The sequence below is a fragment of the Thalassotalea ponticola genome (genome assembly GCF_041379045.1).
Lineage (GTDB): Bacteria > Pseudomonadota > Gammaproteobacteria > Enterobacterales > Alteromonadaceae > Thalassotalea_A > Thalassotalea_A ponticola.
In genome coordinates, this window is the sequence record NZ_CP166871.1 from 16,422 (window position 1) to 34,862 (window position 18,441).

Here is an 18,441-nt window from a genome sequence, read left to right on the forward strand (position 1 = left end):
AGTTAGGACGAAAGCCTTATGGTAAACTTGGCTCCACCTAGAGCGTTACTGCGAGTAATGGTTAAATCACCACCGTAACTGTCGACTAAGTCGCGAACGATAGCCAAGCCCACGCCGTGACCCGATTGATAGGTGTCAGCTCTTATACCGCGCTCAAAAATAGCTTGTCGCATAGGCTCATCAATACCTGGACCGTCGTCTTCGATGGTCAGTTTCATGCCTTGTTGGTCAACGAGAGAAATAAGTACCTGTTTATTAGCCGCTTTACACGCGTTATCTAGCACATTGCCAATGATTTCCAATAAATCGCGCTGCTCGCCCTTAAACATAAGTCGTTCATTAACAGCGGTGTTTATTTGCAACTGCTTATCGGCGTAGATTTTATTCATGGTACGTACCAGCTGTTGCACTGAGTCAGCAATATTTACCCCAACATGCCAACTCATTTGCCCGCCACTTTGTGCGCGTTTTAGCTGATGTTCAATAATATCGGCCATGGTGGTGAGTTGTTTGTTGGCGCTGGTGTCTATGGATTTGTTGGTAGACAACACAGCAAGCGGCGTTTTTAAGCTGTGTGCTAGGTCGGATAGCGCATTGGCAAAGCGCTTCTGTTGATGTTGCAAACTATTGATTAAGCTATTGAGTTGATTAGCCAACTGTTGCAGTTCAATGGGGTAGTTTTGACCCAGTTGGCTCTGCTCTCTCTGCTCTACTTTGCCTACTTCACGCTGCAGGCGAGCAACCGGCGATAGTGCCCATTTTAAATAGATAAACTGTAATACCAATAAAATAGCTAGTGCTATTGCTCCCCACAGCAATAGCGTATTTTGAAATTGCTGTAAGCGCTGTTGTAAGGTGGTTAAGTCTTTTAGTACATGGACGGTAAACTGAAAACTGGTATCTGCAGCGACAAAACTCACGGTAAAACTGTGGCTTCGATGCAATCGGCCTTGATAGTTAAATTGACTGAACTGGCTTTGTCCCAGTGCTGGTGCTGGTAACTGTTCGACAAACTCGCTAGAGAGCAAAGATTGCGATTGCCACAATATACTTTGGTCTTGGGTAATAACCGCATATTGGCCGGAGTCAATCAAATTAAAGTTGGGATCGGCCAGTTGTGAGGGCATAAATAAGTTTTGTTGTTCGACTTCGGCAACCGCTAAAATACCGTAGTTTAGTGCCATTAATTCATCGTCACTGGCTTGTAACAACTGCTGGTGCATGACTTTATTTAACAGCCAGGCCAGGCTTGGTATCACCACCAACACGAGCAGTACCGCCGACATCAACACTCTAGCCGACAGCGATTGTAAATAATTACGACGACTAGCCATTGCTGTCCTTGTTTAGGTTAACTAACCGATAACCTTGACCGCGCAAGGTTTCGATAAAGCCATAGCCGTTATCTGGATCGAGTTTTTTGCGCAAACGGCGAATAAATACTTCGATCACGTTTGAGTCCAGATCAAAGTCTTCGTTGTAGATGTGTTCGGTTAATTGGCTTTTTGAGTTGACTTCGCCAAGGTGCATTAACATGTATTCAATTAGGCGGTATTCACTACTGCTTAAACTGACAACGTTGCCGTTCACCGACACTTGCTGCGATTTGGTGTTGATACTCAATGGACCGTTATTAATCACCGGACTGGCTTGGCCAACACTGCGGCGAATAAGGGCGTTGAGGCGAGCTAATAACTCTTCGGTAACAAACGGCTTAGCTAGGTAGTCGTCAGCGCCTGCGTCCAAGCCTGCAACTCTATCCTGCCAGTGATCACGGGCTGTGAGCACCAGTATTGGAAAGTTGATTTGCTGTTTGCGCAGAGTTTGGATCAGGGTTATTCCGTCAATATACGGTAAACCAACGTCGACTATCGCTGCGTCATACGGGTATTCGCACGCTTGAAATAAGCCGGTTTTACCATCGTCAGCGACATCGACGCTAAAACCTGATGATTGCAGGTGCTGCGCCAGTTGTTGTTGCAATTGAGGGTCGTCTTCAACTAATAATAAGCGCATAAATTACCTCGAGGCCTTGCCCGTATATGCGTCAACCGTGACATATATCACATGACCTTTTGCCGTTAGCAACTTTACTCGAAACGCTTCGCCATTGAGGTTTTGCACACCGAGGACTTTACCGCCAAAACGTTTTTTCGCAATTTTTGCCGCTTGTTGCTTGGAGGTGATTTTTTTGCTATTCGCCTTTACTGGCGTATACCTATTGTTATCTATTTTGCTTTGCGCTGGCGCTACTGCCATTGCGTTTGCCAATAGTAAAACAAGGCTCAACAATAAAAATTTCATTCGGTATACCTTTTTGACCCAGTAAAAACTGGCATAGTGTTGGTGGCTATGCCGTTGACACCCTTAGTTTAAAATATGCTGAGAGTTTAATAAACCTTTAGATTACATGGCGTTGTGAAGTTAACTCAGTTAGCTATTGATTGTTGAGTAGAATAACTATTGCAAGCTGAACGCCAGCTGAATAAAACCCAAGTTTGCGTTCAGCTTCAGTTCAGTAACATTGCTGTTTAATGGTTGTATCAAGGTTAAATATCCCCGAGGTGATTATGACTCTATACACACAACCATCCGCGAGTAAGAACGGACCACAACCGATGTCGACAACAGAGTACTTTTTTGTGGTTTTATTAAAATTACTACTGGTATTGGCATTGCTCAATGTCGGTTTGATAGTAAATAATGCGTTGGCAGCGGAGCCTGCGCCACAAACGGAGCAGCCGAGCAAGCTGGGGTATTCGGTGTCGGGCTACAGCCGCGATATGAACACATCTGATCGCCATACCATTTTACAACAAAGCAAATCTAAGGTTGCTAAATTAGCTGCGCGCTCACACAGTCAGCCCGCTTCACTAAATACCAGCTCGGCTAGTCAGCAGCAAATGAGCCAACCGCAGTCGACGGTGAGTTATCATCACCCATACCAAAGCTTTGTTATTTATGAGGGTTACAGCGAATTATACGATGATGATGACTTTGATGGTTATTACCGCAGTTTTTCAGTCATTTTTGATGCCGATATTACTTCGGGAAGTGCCGATCAAACGGCAACGGTGTACGCAGTGATTTTTATCCGCAAGCGCTATGGCGACTGGCAGCAGTTGTATGTTACCGATGATTTTTTATTAGTTGGTGACAGCAGCGAGGACACATACGAAGTTTATACAGAGCTGGATTACGGCTATTCGCCAAATGACTACGACATTCTTATTGAGTTGTACGACAGTTATTATGGCGACTTTGTTGCCAGTTATGGTAGTGACGATAGCGATTATTTGTATGCGTTGCCGTTAGAGAGTAGCGATTACGATTATATTGAAGACGACTATATCGAGGGTGACTATGGTGTGCATATCCACGCCGGCAGCAGTTCTTTGGGGCTGTTATTGGTCGGGTTCGCTGTACTCATAGCTCGTAATAATAAAGTGTTTAGACGCTAGAGTCTGTTGCTGTTTGAGGTAGATATTATCTGCTCTGAAGAGTAAAATAGGCGGCAGTTATAACAATACAATAAATGGATTAGTTAATGTCTCTTTCAGTTGTCATCTTAGCTGCGGGTAAAGGTACCCGTATGCGCTCCGCCCTACCTAAAGTACTGCACAAAGTTGCTCACCAACCTATGGTGCAACACGTTATTGATTCAGCGCGTGCGGTAAACGCTGATAATATTTACCTAGTCTACGGCTTTGGTGGCGATATTCTTAAAGCGCAAATCAGCGGTGACGACTTAACATTTGTTGAGCAAACCGAGCAACTTGGTACCGGTCATGCGGTTGATATGGCAAGTGGGCATATCAAAGATGATGAAGACGTATTGGTATTGTACGGCGATGTGCCGTTAACTAAGGAGTCAACTTTAGAGAAGTTGATAGCAGCAAAACCTGAAAGCGGTATGGGCCTGCTTACCGTTAAACTACAAAACCCGACAGGTTATGGCAGAATCGTGCGCAGCAATGGTGAGGTAGTTGGTATTGTTGAACAAAAAGATGCATCAGCTGAGCAATTGCTTATCGATGAGTGTAACACTGGTATTTTGTTAGCTAACGGTGGCGATTTAAAACGCTGGTTAGGTAATTTGTCAAACGACAACGCCCAAGGTGAATATTACTTAACCGATATCATTGCCATGGCCCATGCTGAAGGTAAAGCCATTGCAACGGCGCATCCTGATACTGAAATTGAAGTGGAAGGTGCCAATAACCGTGTACAACTGGCTAACCTTGAGCGAGCTTATCAACAGCGTCAAGCCGAGCAACTGATGATTGCCGGCGCAAGTTTGCGTGATCCGAGTCGCATTGATGTGCGCGGTACACTCACCGTTGGTAGTGAAGTAGAGATAGACGTTAATTGTATATTTGAGGGTAAGGTTACCCTAGAAGACAACGTTACGATTGGTGCCAATAGCATTATCATTAATTCACACATTAAAGCGGGCGCGGTTATTAAGGCCAACACCATAGTTGAAGATGCTGTTATTGGTGAAGGCTGTTCAGCGGGACCATTTGCGCGAATCCGCCCTGGTAGCGAAATGAAGCCAGACTCACACGTTGGTAACTTTGTTGAAATGAAGAAAACCGTGCTGGGTGAAGGTTCTAAAGCTGGCCATTTAACTTACTTGGGTGACACCGAAGTGGGCAAAGGGGTTAACATTGGCGCCGGGACCATTACCTGTAATTACGACGGTGTTAATAAGTCAAAAACCATTATTAAAGATGGCGCCTTTATTGGTTCAAATGCCTCTCTTGTGGCACCAGTAACAATAGGTGAAATGGCAACCACAGGCGCCGGTTCAACAATTGTTAAAGATGTTGAAGATGACACCTTAGCAGTGGCTCGCGCAAAGCAACGCAATATCAGCGGTTGGGCACGCCCCACTAAAAAAGACAAATAACACAGTTGTCTATTGAACAAAATTATAAAGGGCGCGTAAGCGCCCTTTTCTTTGCCTGCTTGATAAAAGCGATAGCTATCAAAATAGAAGACATGTTGTCATGTGCCAGTAGAGTAAACTTTGTGGCGAATAAAGCACAATCTGCTATGAGTTAATAATATTAACCACATAGATTTACCACAATGAGCGTCTCGCGATGAATGATCAGCAGCAAACAAAAAAGCATAAAAACACTTCTGCTCAATGTCATCATTGCAGTGAACCTAGCTCAGAACATTACAAGCGAACGGTAGATTGGTTGTTTTGGTTATCACTTATTGGTGTTAGCGTTCTCTTCGTTATTAGCTTGCTACCAGCCATACCTGTCCCCACTTGGCTTGGAGTTATGGCGGATACCGTTGCTCATATGCTACATGCAATGTGGTGGGGGATAATAATTGGTGCGTTATTTATTGGCGTACTCAGTAAAGTTCCCCGAGAGTTTATTATGGCAGCACTTGGTACGGGTGGTTCTTTTAATGGCTTACTGCGAGCAACGGCTGCGGGTGTTCTGCTAGATTTGTGTTCGCACGGTATTTTAATGGTCGCTGCCAAGCTGTATGAACGCGGTGCTAGCATTGGTCAGGTTATCGCCTTTTTACTTGCTAGTCCGTGGAACTCTTTTTCGTTAACACTTATTTTAATCGGTCTCATTGGTTGGCAATGGACGGTTGTCTTTATTGTCTTATCTATGTTGGTCGCTATTAGCACTGGGTGGGTATTTGAACGACTTGTCGCTAATTCTATGTTACCTGCCAATCAAAACCAGCAAGCATTGCCTGAAGGGTTTAAATTTTTTAGCCAAGCTAAAGTGCAATTAGCCAGTAGCAAGTTTGATCTGCAATTTTTTAAAGAGGTTATTGTATCGGGTATCAGAGACTCAAAAATGGTTGTGCGTTGGTTGCTTTTTGGCATCTTACTTGCCGCTGTATTAAGAGTGTTGTTTGATCAAGATCAGTTTCAGCAATACTTTGGTCCAACCTTGCTAGGACTTGCCATTACCGTCTTGGTGGCAACGGTTTTAGAAGTGTGTTCAGAAGGCTCAACGCCTATCGCCGCCGATATTCTGACGCGGGCAAAAGCCCCTGGTAACGGTTTTGCATTTTTAATGTCTGGCGTGGCAACAGATTATACCGAAGTCATGGTCCTTAAAGACACGACGAGCAGTTGGCGGATAGCATTGTGTTTACCCTTGATCACGGTACCGCAAGTGGTGCTCGTTGCGTGGTTGATTAATAAATTCGCTCTGACTCATATATAATTTACTCATATTTATCAGCTTGCAATGTAGCAATGGCGACGTTTTTTTGACGTAAACTGTGATTGGTAGCTCCGCGCAGGCGCGTATCAAGCTTTTATGATATTTCGCCGTGACCGCGTGTGACTGTCGCGGTATGATAACCCGAATTATCTTGCAGCATATGCAGGGTTCACGTTAGGGAGAGTATTATGGCAATTTGGGTGGATGCGGATGCTTGTCCAGTGGCTATTAAAGATATTTTATTTCGCGCCGCCGAGCGCTGCCAAATTACGCTCACGCTCGTGGCAAACCAGTACATTAAAACGCCACCGTCTCAATTTATAAAAAGCATTCAAGTAAGTGCGGGCTTTGATGTTGCCGATAATGAAATAGTGCGACGGGTAAATGCCAATGACTTAGTGATCACCAGTGATATTCCGCTTGCCGATGAGGTAATTAGTAAAGATGCCAAAGCGCTAAGCCCGCGCGGCGAGATGTTTACCCAAGCCAATATTAAAAGTCGGTTAAATATGCGTGATTTTATGGACACAATGCGTGCCAGCGGGGTGCAAACGGGTGGTCCTCCTCCCCTATCCGCCAGCGATAAAAAAGCCTTTGCTGATCATTTAGACCGTTATTTACGGCAAATTCAATCGTAGTACCTTACACTGATCTGTATTGCTTAGCTGTCGTATAAACGGTTAAGCAATTCAATCACCGAAAACAGTGAGCAACAACAGAGCTGAACATGCAAATATTGCAACGCGATTCATTACCGTTAGGAGGCTTTGCAGGGTTAACCGAGCACCGTTTAATTACCGATAGCCGGCTATTTGGTCATTTTAAATCGGCAAAAACGTTCGAAGGTATGGGTCAATTGGTATACCTTGCAGACGCCCGTTTTAACCCGCATGGCGAAACTGGCATGCATCCTCATCGCGAAATTGATGTGATATCAGTAATGGTTGAAGGACGTGCAGATCATGCTGGTTCATTGCAACACGGGGCTGCTTTGCAAACCCATGATGTGCAGGTGCAACGAGCTGGCGGTGAAGGATTTTCACATAATGAAATTAACCCAGATAATAAACCTAACCGCATGATTCAATTATGGGCTTTGCCCGAAACACATGGAGAACGCGCTGGTTACAAGAGTTACCACACTCAGTCTTATGGACGGCATTTAGTCTATGGCGGTGATAAACAACAAAGCCAATGCTTTGATAGCACTACCTTTATTGAAGTTGTGCATTTAGCGGCAAACCAGACACTCAGCCATAGCCGTGCAGCTATGCTGTACATCACCCAAGGTGAGGCGCAAATAGAACACGACGCACTGCACCAGCGATGCCAAGATGGTGACTTAATTCGCACTGACAACTTTACCTTAACAGCACGACAAGATTGTCGCTTTATTTTCGCCTACCAAGCAACTTAGAGTAAATCTGACAATGGGCTTAATACCCCACTCGCTCCGCGTTCAATTACATGGGTATAAATTTGCGTGGTACGCACATCACTATGGCCAAGCTGCTCTTGCACGGTACGAATGTCGGCACCGCGCTCGAGTAAGTGGGTGGCAAATGAATGCCGTAGCGTATGACAACTCACTTTTTTATTAAACTTGGCTTTAATAGAAGCAGCCCTTACCGCCTTTTGAATACAACTTGGGTCTATGTGATGGCGGCGTATTACGCCTAAAGCGGGATCAACACTAAGCCTTGAAGATGGAAATAGAAACTGCCAACGCAGTTCTTTAGCGGCGCTGGGGTATTTACGCATAAGTGCATGCGGTAACCATACGCCAGCAAACTCCTCGTTGTTTTTATCTAAGTGAAACTTTAAACGCACCGACTCGATTTGTTGTTTTAAGGGCCTAACTAGCTCTCTGGCTAAGGTTACTCGTCGGTGCTTACCGCCCTTACCATGCCATACCTGTACTGAAAAATAATCAAAATCAATATCTTGCACTCTAAGCCTTACCAGTTCCATTAAACGTAAACCACTGCCGTACATTAATTGACAGTGCAAGCCGTAACGAGGCGACAGCACGTTAAAAAAGCTCACGATTTCTTGACGAGTTAACACGGTTGGTAAATTTGACTGGTTGGTTGCTCGATTAAAATTTAATTCTAAGGTGAGAGGGTTGCCAATAATCTCTTTATACAAGTAAACCAAAGCATTAAGCGCTATTGCTTGTGTTTTTGGCGCTACATGGCGAGTATTCGACAAATATGACAAAAAACGCTCTACTTCCGTGTTGTGCAAGGTATTTGGATGCTGTTTATCGTTAAAAATAATAAAGCCTTTGATCCAATATAAGTACGATTCGATTGTTTTTTTCGCATAGCGACGAGACCACATATGTTTTGATACTTGGGTAAGAAAAGCAGATTTCATCCATGACACCTGATTAATAGCGCGGGTTTTGAAAAACTATAGCCATCAACACAAAAAAAAGAGAAATATGTGAAATATGGAATTTGGCCGTATTTTCACCAACTTCTATAAAAGCCACCTAAAAAGTGTTGGAAAAACAAACACTTTATAAGTTAAAGTGTTAACTTAAATATATATATGGATTAAAGAGCCACAGATATGTGGAAACTTTCAATCTAATAAACTGTTAGTAGTAACCTAAAACTCAAGGAAAGTGCTTTGAAGAAGTATGAAAAGGGAATTGTAATATGTTTATCTTGCCTTCTTTGTTTCGCAATAATTTTTGTAGTTAAAACATCAATCCCTAAAAGTGCCCTAGTCACCCTTAACTTCTCAATTTTTGGGATGTTTATATATGGTTTTATTTTAATTGCCAAAAACCTAAGTAAAAATATATAGTTACAACTAACAAGGTGTTTAAAATCGCCAAACAACGGCTGGGATAATTACTCGTCACGCATTTTGCAAAAGACGCAAAATCAGCGCCAAGCAATTACCCTTTAACATTAGCGTTAGGCTTACAAGGATAGTCATGCGATATATCTTCACTTTATTTACCATTTTTCTTTCAATAGCTCATGCTAATGAATTTGAGTACAAGCATATTGCGTTGGGTAAATGGGAAGTTTCAGATACTAACTATTGCCCAAATGTATGCGCACTCGATGATGAACAAGCCTCCTCATATAAAGGTACTATTATTGAGTTTACGGAGTTTAGTGCAAAGATTGGTAATGAAATCTGTGAAAGTCCTTCTTATTTATATAGGCACCTAACTTCGGATGAATTTGTTCAAGGGAATAGGTTTTTCCCTTCTAAAATAGGCTTGGTTGGTGAGACTATTATAGAAGTAACATTATTTTGTGGTGGATCATTTGGAGACCGCAGGAATGGTATGGGTAGTCACTTTTATATAAAAAATCAAAATGAAATTTTAGTCGGGTTTAATGGTGTCGACTTCCTAACTAAACGTGTAAAGTAAGCCTAACAAGCTGTTCAAGGCGGGACTGCTAACAGTTTGCTCGGTTTCGCTTCGCTACACATTTTAGCAAACAATTATCAGCCCCTTAACAGGGCGTTGGTATGACTCCCCACGTCAAGAAAAATCACACTGTTCCCTAGCATTTATTTTCACGCCATTGCTTATTTACTTTCAAATAAATGAGTTAACACATTGAATGAAGCCAGTAATTTCGTCGGTTATCTTGCTGGTATTCGTGGATTATTAATCTGTTGATTAACAGAGCCTACCTTACTTGTTTCGTCGTGGCACCGTGCTTCAGTCTATGTTCGCGGTTCAAGGTTAATGACTTAACCCTGCCAGCCTAACGCCCTCGGGAGTTGTGCCACAGCCGATGCTTGATCCAATGTGCTATCTCAAATCTTTCTATCATGCCGGAACCCTAGAAATACGCAGTTCAGGTTTTACTGGCGCTACGGCGACTTCCCTAGATATTGCCCAAATATAAGCAATCAGCTCTCTGGCGATAGCCGTTACCACCACACTTCGGTGTTTGCCTCTTGCCATCAATCGTTGGTATCGACGGCATAAACGTAATTGAGCTTGCCAAGCGATATCATTAACTTCTTTACTGATGGATTCTTGCCGTTTTTTAAGCTCTGTCGATACGTTTGGTTTGTGTTTATAGGAATGAGCGCATTCCACCAATAAACGCCTTGCGCGGGTGTTTCCTGCTTTGGTAATGTTACCAAGTTTTCGCTTGTCGCTGCTGGTATGCTCTGATGGAACAAGACCTAAGTAGGCCATTAATTTTCGTGGATGATCAAAGCGGCGTAAGTCGCCAAGCTCAACAATGATCCCAGTGGCGGCAACAATGCGAATACCTCGCATAGCTTGAATGGCTTTTACTACAGGATAGAAGCGCCAGTTTTTGATTTGATTGTGCAATTCGTTATCTAGCCTCTGTAGTCGCTTTAAGCGTTCAGTAATGGTGCCAATGTATTCTGTTAGGACGATTTGCTGACTCGGGTGAGGCAGAACCAATTCGGTTAACCAACGTAAGTGTTGATTGCTCCAATTATCATTAACCTTGCATTGAATATGATTGCGCAGAAACAACGCCTTAAGTTGATATTTGGCATCTTTTAAATCGTTCATAGCGCGGTCTCTTGCGCGAGATAAGTCGCGGATAGCTTCATCATCTGGTTCAGGCACATAGATAGCGGTTAGCTCTTCATCTTTGAGTAATTTAGCTAATTTCAGTGCATCGCGTTTATCGGTTTTAATTCGCTCGCCAGGTTTTTTAGGAATAAGAGAAGGAGCTACCACATAACAACAGTGTCCAAGGCTTGTTAACAACCGATAAACCCAATAGCCACAAGGACCTGCTTCATAAACAAAATGAAGTGTTGCGCTTGGGTATTTTGATTGAAGTGTTCTAGCGAGTTTAATAAAGGATTGTTTGGTGCTTTTTATTTTGCCGTAATTAACAGCTTTCACACCACGCCCATCTTCAAGTAGTGCGACTTGAGAAAATTCTTTATGAGTATCTAACCCTATGAAAAGTATGTTATGTTTATTCATGCTAGCCTCCGCTTTAGTTATTTAACAAACTAATTATGGCTCTGGCTTTAAGCTAACCCACGATTGGAGGCTAGCACCTCGTGGGGAGTCATTATGTCTATACGACTACCAAATAGAGTGGCAATATGCTCAAAGGTTTTTTAATTCTAATTTTGTGGATAGTGTTCGGGTTCTCGATTGATTATTCAATAGCAAAATTGAATTATATCCCAAACACTAGCATGAGTATTGAAGTAACATTTTTAACTTTGGGAGTTTATGCGTCACTATTACATTGTGCATTCCTAAAATTTAAACGAAAGGCATCAAGCTATAGCCTTTTTACCTTACCAAGCCTTGTGGCTTTTTTAGTAAGTTGGGAGCTAATAGCTTTTTATCATACAGAGTATACTTGTACTATTTCTGAATCGAAGTCTTTGGAGTCAGCGTTATCTTTTATACATAAAATTGGATATGACCCACAATTTATGAGCAAGAAGCCATACAAGCTTGATTGGTGTGAACTCGGTTTTGAATATGAGAGCTCAGACCATTTTAGGCTTATAATTGTAAGCGCTGATGGCACGGTTAGGTTAAATGAGTAAAGTCGTATAACAAGTTACTCAAAAGGACGCAAAACGCTTGGCTTGTGCTCCTTCGTCGCTAATTTTAGCCAAGCATTTATGCGCCCATTAGTAAGGCGTTAGGCATCTTACATGGATAGGCTCTTAACTCCTTTTGCAAATTTAGTTTTCCTCGTGTTTGTGGCAATTCATGTGAGTACATATTTTGAACTAGATTTCGCAGTTACAAACGGCTTAATGCCAAAGCTTCACGGGACCGCAATATTGGTTGCGGGTGTTTTTATATTTTTGGCAAAAAGAGTTATCTCAAGCAGCGAAGAGTTTTTTAAGCTTGGTGGTGAAAATGCACCAATATTACTAGGAGGGCTATTCTTTCCTGTTATGCCATATCTATTAATGAATTTTTTCTTATGTATCGCATTACTTGAAGGCGGTAATCCCAAAATTATTAATGGCGCATATTTCCTAGTTCAAAAAGGTACAGTTATCCGAGAAGTTGATTATGCTGGTTATAATCAACTGTTAAGTTATCAATTGAGGCTGTTTACTGGACATTGGGTTCTTATTGGTTGGGCAGCTTTACTTTGCGCCAAACTGATAAAATCGGCTCAGTATAAAAATGCCTAACAAGTCATTAAAGCAGGAAAGTTTACAGTTGGCTGTTTTCACTGCGTTCAACATTTTAGCCAACTATAAATTTCCTCTTAATGAGGCGTTAGCAACTTTACGATGAAGCTACCTATTAAATTAAAGCCAACAAAAACTACAATCAAAAACTTTATTCTTTATCCAAGCTTGATGATAAACGCACTTTTCTTTGGTGCGTTATTATATAGTGCTGGAAACATGACTGATATTCTGAATATAGGAGAGCCGCTTATTGTGATGTTTCTCTTTCCATATGGATTAAGTATTTTATTTGTCCTAGTGATTCTTCTATCAGCACGAGTTGAAATTCATGAGGAAGGTATAGTTAAGAAAGGATTGAATAAATATGGTTTTAAGAATTTAATTCCTTGGGGAAATGTACTTGATGCATCCGTGTTTAGGTTGAAGAGTGGAAGGTTTTTGAAAGTAAAGGTTAAATACAATAGAAATGTACTATCAAGAAATGGCTCAAAGGCCGTTGATACAGCAAGTATACTTCTTAGCATAAAGCTATCTCCATATTCAGATTCTGAAATATTAGAAACGATTAAGCTAGCTAAATACGGTCGTTGCTAACAAGGCAATTATGGATGGGACGTCTAAAGCTTGGCTGGCGCTCATTCTTCGCTAATTTTAGCCAAGAATTTATACGCCCCATATTGCGGCGTTATGCGTAATGGGAAAGTTTGTGCAAATTTTAGGAAAGATAGTAACGGGCATATTTTGTATTTATCTGTTTTCATGCTTTTTTCATTCAATTTCATATAACAGTAACGCTTATATTTTATTCTTTTTTTTCACATCAATCATAAGCGCCATTTTTTTCTTCTTATGGAAAAAAGCTGAACATCACCCTATAACAAAAAAAGATCTACCAATTGTAGTTGGAATAATATTGCCAAGTTTTGCATTTTTTAGTTGGCTAATTGTTAACTCTATATTTGTTACCTTTATACATTTTGATCTACTAACTTATGAAAAATCTCAAGTTGAAGTTGATATCACTGGCAAATCTTGTTCAACTACAAAAGGTCAAGTAAATTGCTACTTAATAATTGATGGTGAGAGGCACTATCTACCAATTGAACGTTTGAAAAACATTCAACTAGGTAAAGCTGTTATAACAATAAAAGAGTATTGGTTGGGTGCGAAGGTAGAGTAAATTACGCATAACAAGCCAATTAAGCGGGACTAATAACAGTTGGCTAGTCTCACTTCGTTCGCTATTTTAGCCAACAATTATTAGCCCATTATTGAGGCTACATGGACTCCCCTTTGTCAAGCAATAGCTATCCTGGATAACAAGAAGATCTGACAGCAGCTCTACATTCGGCGTTTATTAGCATACTGCCGTAACAGCTTGTGCTATCGCCCTGATGATTTGCGCTTGAGCATGGCCTCATTCGTTAAACAGAGTTTTTATCTCTTCCCGAATAAACAGGCTTTTATGCTCTCGGTCTGACCGTGTTATCGTCAATTGCTAGTGCTAAGACTCGGTGGGGTTAACCGTTCTTTACTTCAAACTTGTCTATTTCACATAATCAATCTGGTATTCTTTTTCACTGCGTAGTAGTGCCCAAATGAGGCGTGCATTTTTAGCCGCTAATGCAACTGTCGCTCGTTTGAAGCCGCGTCTTTCTATGAGGTCTTTAACCCATAGACTGGTGCGGTCTGTTTTGTTTTTGCAGTTAGCAATAACGGCTCGGGCACCATGAATTAATGAGGTTCGAATATGTTTTTCACCTCGCTTGCTGATTCGCCCCAGCCTTGCTACGCCGCCTGTGGTGTATTGCTTAGGCACTAAGCCTATCCATGCACTAAAGGCACGACTCGTATCGAAGTCTTTTGCATCATTGACTGTGGCAACGACTGCGGTTGCCGTAATTTCACCGACGCCTGGTATGGTCATTAACCGTTTTGCAGCGTTCATTTGATTAGCTAATTGATATAGCTTTCTATCATGCTTGAGTATTTCTTGATTTAACATTTTTAATGTTTTGCCAAAGGTCGTGTAGTAATTCCCTAGCGAGTACTGGTAAGCCATTTTCAGCATCCTCCAAAATACTGGAAATGGCATTTTGTGCTGGATATCGCCCCTTAGGCATAACAATACCAAACTCTGCTAATAATCCACGTAGACGATTGATTAATGCCGTTCTGTCTTTGATAGCTCCTTGTCGAATACGATGCAAGCAAAGGACGGCTTGTTGCTCTTCACTTTTGATGGTTACAAATCGTGTTTTAGGACGGCTAACGGCTTCACAGATAGCTTCCGCATCATTGGCGTCGTTCTTTTCATTTTGACGATAAGGAATAACAAACTTCGATGCCATGATACGAACATCATGACCAAACTTCGAAAATTCTCTTGCCCAATAGTGAGAGCCAGAACACGCTTCCATACCAATAATGCACGGTGGAAGTTTTGCGATTTCCTCTAACAGTTTGTTTCTTTTGATAGTTTTACGTAATTTACACTTGTCATGCTCATCAACACCGTGGATACTAAAAACAGATTTGGCTAAATCAATGCCAACAACTTTAATTAAGGACATATGGACTCTCCTCTTTAATTGAATGTTTGCACAATCAATATGGCACATTGATGCCGTTATGTAGGGGAGTCCATATCATTCGTTATGTTTTTATGAGAACAATATTAATTTTAGTATTACTAGCTACATTTAGTTCTGCTGCTTGTGAGTTAACCGTGGAATATAGGAAAGCTCGTATTAAGGTTCGTGCTGATATTCATCAGGAGTATAGAAATTGTGACAAAGCAGCAAAATCTGATGCATATTATAAAGCAGTTTCGATTTGTAAAGCTGAAGGACGAGGCAAAAACATTGCAGGTGGTTGTTTTCATATAGTGGGTTATGAGTTAGTCACTACTAAAGAACTTACGGCTCATTGTGAAATATTTAAACCAAAGAATGGAGATTTGGATAGGTACTTAGAATATTACATGGAAGAAAACTCTATTCAAAAATGTAAGCCAATTGAGCCCAAAACATAACAAGGCAATCAAAAGGACAAATAACAGTTGGCTGTTTGCTCCTTCGTCGCTAATTTTAGCCAACAATTTTGAGGCGTTATATACAAAAAGGAGTTTGTCATGAAATCTAAAATATTGTTCTCATTATTCACATTAGTAATTTTTGTAGCTGGTACATTATTTGGTGGTTACGCAGGAATTGCAGCAAGTAATGCGCCCTCAGTTGGTCAACTTTGGGCTGGCGCGAAAGAAATGCAAGCGGCCATTGGGCTAATTGATGCTAATGAACCAAATAAAGCTCGTAGCTTGTTATGCAACTCCATTAAAACACGTTTGGTTATAATGGAAATGTCTGAGCCACTTTTAAATGATGGGGTTAAAGCTCAATCAAAAGAACTTGAATATGTGGCAGTCAATGTGGCAAAAACACCTGATGAAATGCGTGGAATTTGTATATAACAAGTTACTCAAAGGACGTAAAACGCTTGGCTTGCGTTCCTTTGTCGCTAATTTTAGCCAAGCATTTTCGCGGGCGTTAGATTCCTGTAGGGCTAATAGATGCCGTCCAAAGAAATATTAAAATACTTTGATGCAACCGTGGATAGAAAAACCCGGGATGATCTCAAGTTAGCGGTTAATCTTGTTGACGACATCAAGGTAGCGATAGATTGCGGTTGTGGCGCTGGTAGTGACATCTCGTTTCTGAGATCTCAAGACTTTATCGTCCATGCTTTCGATATTGAAGCAGAATCAATTTCTCTATGTCGAAAAAGATTCGAAGATGATAGGGATGTTCTGTTATCACAGGCATCATTTAAAACGTATAGTTACCCCAGCGCATCTTTGGTAGTTGCCGACGCGAGTCTTTTTTTCTGTCCCAAAGAAGACTTCGGTGAGGTTTGGAGAAAAATCACGAATTCCTTAATACCGAACGGTGTGTTTTCTGGCTCATTTCTGGGACCAGAGGATACTATGGCAGGACCTGACTATAACAAAGAGTCTTATTGGCCTGATGTTCTAGTATTAACAGAGGAACAAGTAAAAAAATTATTTAGTAATTATAAAATCGAATCCTTTTCTGAACATAGAACATCAGGTAAAACTCCTGATGGAGAGCCACATCAATGGCATATATTTTCAGTAGTAGCTAAAAAAGCTATCTAACAAGGCACCTCAGCAGACGCCCAAAAATCGGCGTGGCTGAGCTTTAACGTGGGAACACTCTCTAGTTGTGTATTTATATCCGTACAAAGCTGAATGGCGATCCGAATTTGAAAAGGAAAGAAGTTTAATCCTTGCAAATTATGCAGGGGAAATTGATATTTTTCATATTGGTTCTACCGCAATAGATGGATTATATGCCAAAGATTGCATTGATATTTTAGGTGTAGTCAAAGATATATCTTTAGTTCCTAGCTTAAGTCGTAAATTTATTGATATTGGCTATGTGTCAAAAGGTGCTTACGGAATTAAAGGTAGGGAATATTTTTCTAAAAAAGTTAGGAAAGTACATTTCCATATATTTCAATCTGGTGATGCAGCTATAGAAAAACATTTAACTTTTGTTAAAGTTATGCGAGATAACTTAGAGTTAATTGCGGAATTAAATCAAATTAAAAAAGAGCTACATTCAAAATACCCAAACGATAAGGACGCGTATCAGCAAGAAAAGGCGTTCTTTTATAGTCGTATAGGTAAAGTGCTCTAACAAGTCATTTAAAAAGCCAATAACACTTGGCTTTTGCTCCGTCGTCGCTAGTTTTAGCACAAGCATTTGTGCGCCTCATATTGAGGCGTTACCTTTTCGTTACTTGGTGCGACAGAGCAAGCTCATCATGAGTGCATCTGTCGTATGAAAAATAGCCTAAGATTGTAATGAGCGCATATCAGCTAGCGTTTGCTTTAGCGTTTTTAGCTGATCACCGTAGGTCATCTTCATGTCGAAGCGAAAAATAGCCGGCCCCAAGTAACACAATAATGCGCTTATGCCGATCACGGTCAACACATGCCCTACCGAGTCTAAAATAAACACCGATACAAATGGTACCTTTGTTGTTATCGACTCTATGGTTTCAACGCTTGCTAAATTAAATTCAGCTATTACTACTAAGAACAATAATGGGTAAAACACTCGGTACAATTTGTCGTATTGTTGCATCATTGCTTCTAACCAATCATCAAACGTCTGTAAATAATGAAAGGTATCTTGTTGTTTATCGATATGCTGTAACAGGCGCTGATTCTTCTTACCAAGTAGGGTCATCCAAGCTCCAGATAGCACAATAAATAGTGTTAAAAGATACAGCTGCTGATAAATAAAATAGCCAGCGACTAATGTTGCGCCAATTGCTATGCCAAGAATATTAATTGCAAAGCTTCGTTCAAAGCGCTCAATTAACGATTGCGATTTTTGTGTGTATAAATTCTTTATCTTTGGCAAATTGAGGTATTCTTGTTGCTCATCATTATGCCAAATTTGCTTAAGTGGATCGGTCACTGGCTTTCTCCTTGTAATATCTGTTGTTGCGCTGGTTTATTCGTTGGTTCTGGTTCATCTTGATTAATCAACTTATAAAGTTGTTGCTTAATGCGATTAATGCGCACACCAATATTGTTTGCTTTGATGCCAATAATCTCGGCAATTTGCTTGTATTGATAGTCGTCAAGATAAAGCACAATAATCGCCCTATCGAGCTCTGATAACTGCCGAATTGCCGCGTAAAGCTGCTTAATATCACACCTGCTCTGGTGTTCGGCAGAGACTGTAATATTATCGATCTCGACGAGTTGGACATCCTTGCGCTCCTTCTTTGCAAACGTTAAGCAAACATTCACCGCAATCCGATATATCCACGTAGACATCGCCGATTGTTGCTTAAAGCTATGCCTTGAGCGCCAGATTTGTAAACATACTTCTTGGTAGCGGTCTTCAAAGTCTTGCTCTGTATAACTGTAAGCCCGCACTACTTTGGCGATCAGCGCGCCATACGGCAATATATGTTGTGTGTAATAATCCTGTCCCATTCGCTCCTCTTATTATTCCCTATATAAGCTGTTTTC

At 41.2% G+C, this 18,441-nt stretch carries 20 protein-coding genes and 1 pseudogene; 13 read left to right on the forward strand and 8 right to left on the reverse strand.

The window, feature by feature from the left end; genetic code table 11:
- Positions 1-2: 2 nt before the first annotated feature.
- The 3 genes from ACAY30_RS00090 to ACAY30_RS00100 are packed head-to-tail and all read right to left on the reverse strand — an operon-like array spanning position 3 to position 2,304.
- Complete coding sequence (locus ACAY30_RS00090) at positions 3-1,334, reverse strand: ATP-binding protein (RefSeq protein ID WP_290251938.1); 1,332 nt, start codon at positions 1,332-1,334, stop codon at positions 3-5.
- Positions 1,327-2,016 (reverse strand): response regulator transcription factor, encoded by a 690-nt coding sequence (locus ACAY30_RS00095; protein WP_290251939.1) that lies wholly within the window; start codon positions 2,014-2,016, stop codon positions 1,327-1,329. The genes ACAY30_RS00090 and ACAY30_RS00095 overlap by 8 nt, the downstream gene beginning before the upstream one ends.
- 3 nt (positions 2,017-2,019) lie before the next feature.
- The gene (locus ACAY30_RS00100; RefSeq protein ID WP_290251940.1) at positions 2,020-2,304 is read right to left on the reverse strand and encodes a PepSY domain-containing protein; all 285 of its coding nucleotides are present in this window, start codon (positions 2,302-2,304) and stop codon (positions 2,020-2,022) included.
- A gap of 266 nt (positions 2,305-2,570) precedes the next feature.
- Between ACAY30_RS00100 and ACAY30_RS00105 the strand changes: the two genes are divergently transcribed.
- The 5 genes from ACAY30_RS00105 to ACAY30_RS00125 all read left to right on the forward strand — a co-directional run bounded on the left by ACAY30_RS00105 (position 2,571) and on the right by ACAY30_RS00125 (position 7,629).
- The gene (locus ACAY30_RS00105) at positions 2,571-3,461 is read left to right on the forward strand and encodes a choice-of-anchor H family protein (protein WP_290251941.1); all 891 of its coding nucleotides are present in this window, start codon (positions 2,571-2,573) and stop codon (positions 3,459-3,461) included.
- 86 nt (positions 3,462-3,547) lie between these two features.
- Positions 3,548-4,912, forward strand: coding sequence for a bifunctional UDP-N-acetylglucosamine diphosphorylase/glucosamine-1-phosphate N-acetyltransferase GlmU (gene glmU, locus ACAY30_RS00110; protein WP_290251942.1), 1,365 nt, complete (start codon positions 3,548-3,550; stop codon positions 4,910-4,912).
- 196 nt (positions 4,913-5,108) lie between these two features.
- Positions 5,109-6,212 carry a permease gene (locus ACAY30_RS00115; RefSeq protein ID WP_290251943.1) on the forward strand — a complete coding sequence of 368 codons (1,104 nt, stop codon included), beginning with the start codon at positions 5,109-5,111 and terminating at the stop codon, positions 6,210-6,212.
- 188 nt (positions 6,213-6,400) lie between these two features.
- On the forward strand, positions 6,401-6,850 hold the full coding sequence (locus ACAY30_RS00120) for a YaiI/YqxD family protein (RefSeq protein WP_290251944.1): 450 nt from the start codon (positions 6,401-6,403) through the stop codon (positions 6,848-6,850).
- A gap of 89 nt (positions 6,851-6,939) precedes the next feature.
- Positions 6,940-7,629 carry a pirin family protein gene (locus ACAY30_RS00125; RefSeq protein ID WP_290251945.1) on the forward strand — a complete coding sequence of 230 codons (690 nt, stop codon included), beginning with the start codon at positions 6,940-6,942 and terminating at the stop codon, positions 7,627-7,629.
- On the opposite strand, the gene ACAY30_RS00130 is transcribed toward ACAY30_RS00125, so the two are convergent.
- A complete protein-coding gene (locus tag ACAY30_RS00130) occupies positions 7,626-8,591 on the reverse strand; it encodes an integron integrase (protein WP_290251946.1) in 966 nt (321 codons plus the stop codon). The genes ACAY30_RS00125 and ACAY30_RS00130 overlap by 4 nt on opposite strands.
- Before the next feature lie 571 nt (positions 8,592-9,162).
- Here ACAY30_RS00130 and ACAY30_RS00135 point away from each other — a divergent pair.
- The gene (locus ACAY30_RS00135; RefSeq protein WP_290251947.1) at positions 9,163-9,612 is read left to right on the forward strand and encodes a hypothetical protein; all 450 of its coding nucleotides are present in this window, start codon (positions 9,163-9,165) and stop codon (positions 9,610-9,612) included.
- 408 nt (positions 9,613-10,020) lie between these two features.
- Here the strand turns inward: ACAY30_RS00135 and ACAY30_RS00140 are convergent, their stop codons facing one another.
- Complete coding sequence (locus tag ACAY30_RS00140) at positions 10,021-11,175, reverse strand: IS110 family transposase (protein WP_371189938.1); 1,155 nt, start codon at positions 11,173-11,175, stop codon at positions 10,021-10,023.
- A 695-nt stretch (positions 11,176-11,870) separates the two neighbouring features.
- Between ACAY30_RS00140 and ACAY30_RS00145 the strand changes: the two genes are divergently transcribed.
- From ACAY30_RS00145 to ACAY30_RS00155, 3 genes are all read left to right on the forward strand, one after another.
- Positions 11,871-12,365 carry a hypothetical protein gene (locus tag ACAY30_RS00145; protein ID WP_290252169.1) on the forward strand — a complete coding sequence of 165 codons (495 nt, stop codon included), beginning with the start codon at positions 11,871-11,873 and terminating at the stop codon, positions 12,363-12,365.
- Between the two features lie 102 nt (positions 12,366-12,467).
- Positions 12,468-12,962: a hypothetical protein gene (locus tag ACAY30_RS00150; RefSeq protein WP_290252170.1), complete on the forward strand. Its 495-nt coding sequence runs from the start codon at positions 12,468-12,470 to the stop codon at positions 12,960-12,962.
- 112 nt (positions 12,963-13,074) lie between these two features.
- Positions 13,075-13,548 carry a hypothetical protein gene (locus ACAY30_RS00155; RefSeq protein WP_290252171.1) on the forward strand — a complete coding sequence of 158 codons (474 nt, stop codon included), beginning with the start codon at positions 13,075-13,077 and terminating at the stop codon, positions 13,546-13,548.
- 366 nt (positions 13,549-13,914) lie between these two features.
- Here ACAY30_RS00155 and ACAY30_RS00160 read toward each other — a convergent pair.
- Positions 13,915-14,941, reverse strand: a pseudogene (locus ACAY30_RS00160) (IS110 family transposase).
- A 92-nt stretch (positions 14,942-15,033) separates the two neighbouring features.
- Between ACAY30_RS00160 and ACAY30_RS00165 the strand changes: the two are divergent.
- From ACAY30_RS00165 to ACAY30_RS00180, 4 genes are all read left to right on the forward strand, one after another.
- Complete coding sequence (locus ACAY30_RS00165) at positions 15,034-15,402, forward strand: hypothetical protein (RefSeq protein ID WP_290251378.1); 369 nt, start codon at positions 15,034-15,036, stop codon at positions 15,400-15,402.
- Between the two features lie 99 nt (positions 15,403-15,501).
- Positions 15,502-15,840: a hypothetical protein gene (locus ACAY30_RS00170; protein ID WP_290251377.1), complete on the forward strand. Its 339-nt coding sequence runs from the start codon at positions 15,502-15,504 to the stop codon at positions 15,838-15,840.
- Between the two features lie 99 nt (positions 15,841-15,939).
- Entirely contained in the window at positions 15,940-16,545 is a 606-nt protein-coding gene (locus ACAY30_RS00175; protein WP_290251376.1) for a class I SAM-dependent methyltransferase, read from the forward strand.
- Positions 16,546-16,612: 67 nt separating this feature from the next.
- The gene (locus tag ACAY30_RS00180; protein ID WP_290251375.1) at positions 16,613-17,089 is read left to right on the forward strand and encodes a GrpB family protein; all 477 of its coding nucleotides are present in this window, start codon (positions 16,613-16,615) and stop codon (positions 17,087-17,089) included.
- A 156-nt stretch (positions 17,090-17,245) separates the two neighbouring features.
- Here ACAY30_RS00180 and ACAY30_RS00185 read toward each other — a convergent pair whose 3' ends face one another.
- Both ACAY30_RS00185 and ACAY30_RS00190 read right to left on the reverse strand, forming a co-directional pair.
- The gene (locus tag ACAY30_RS00185; protein WP_290251374.1) at positions 17,246-17,878 is read right to left on the reverse strand and encodes a hypothetical protein; all 633 of its coding nucleotides are present in this window, start codon (positions 17,876-17,878) and stop codon (positions 17,246-17,248) included.
- Entirely contained in the window at positions 17,875-18,405 is a 531-nt protein-coding gene (locus ACAY30_RS00190; RefSeq protein ID WP_290251373.1) for an RNA polymerase sigma factor, read from the reverse strand. The genes ACAY30_RS00185 and ACAY30_RS00190 overlap by 4 nt, the downstream gene beginning before the upstream one ends.
- Positions 18,406-18,441 lie beyond the last annotated feature (36 nt).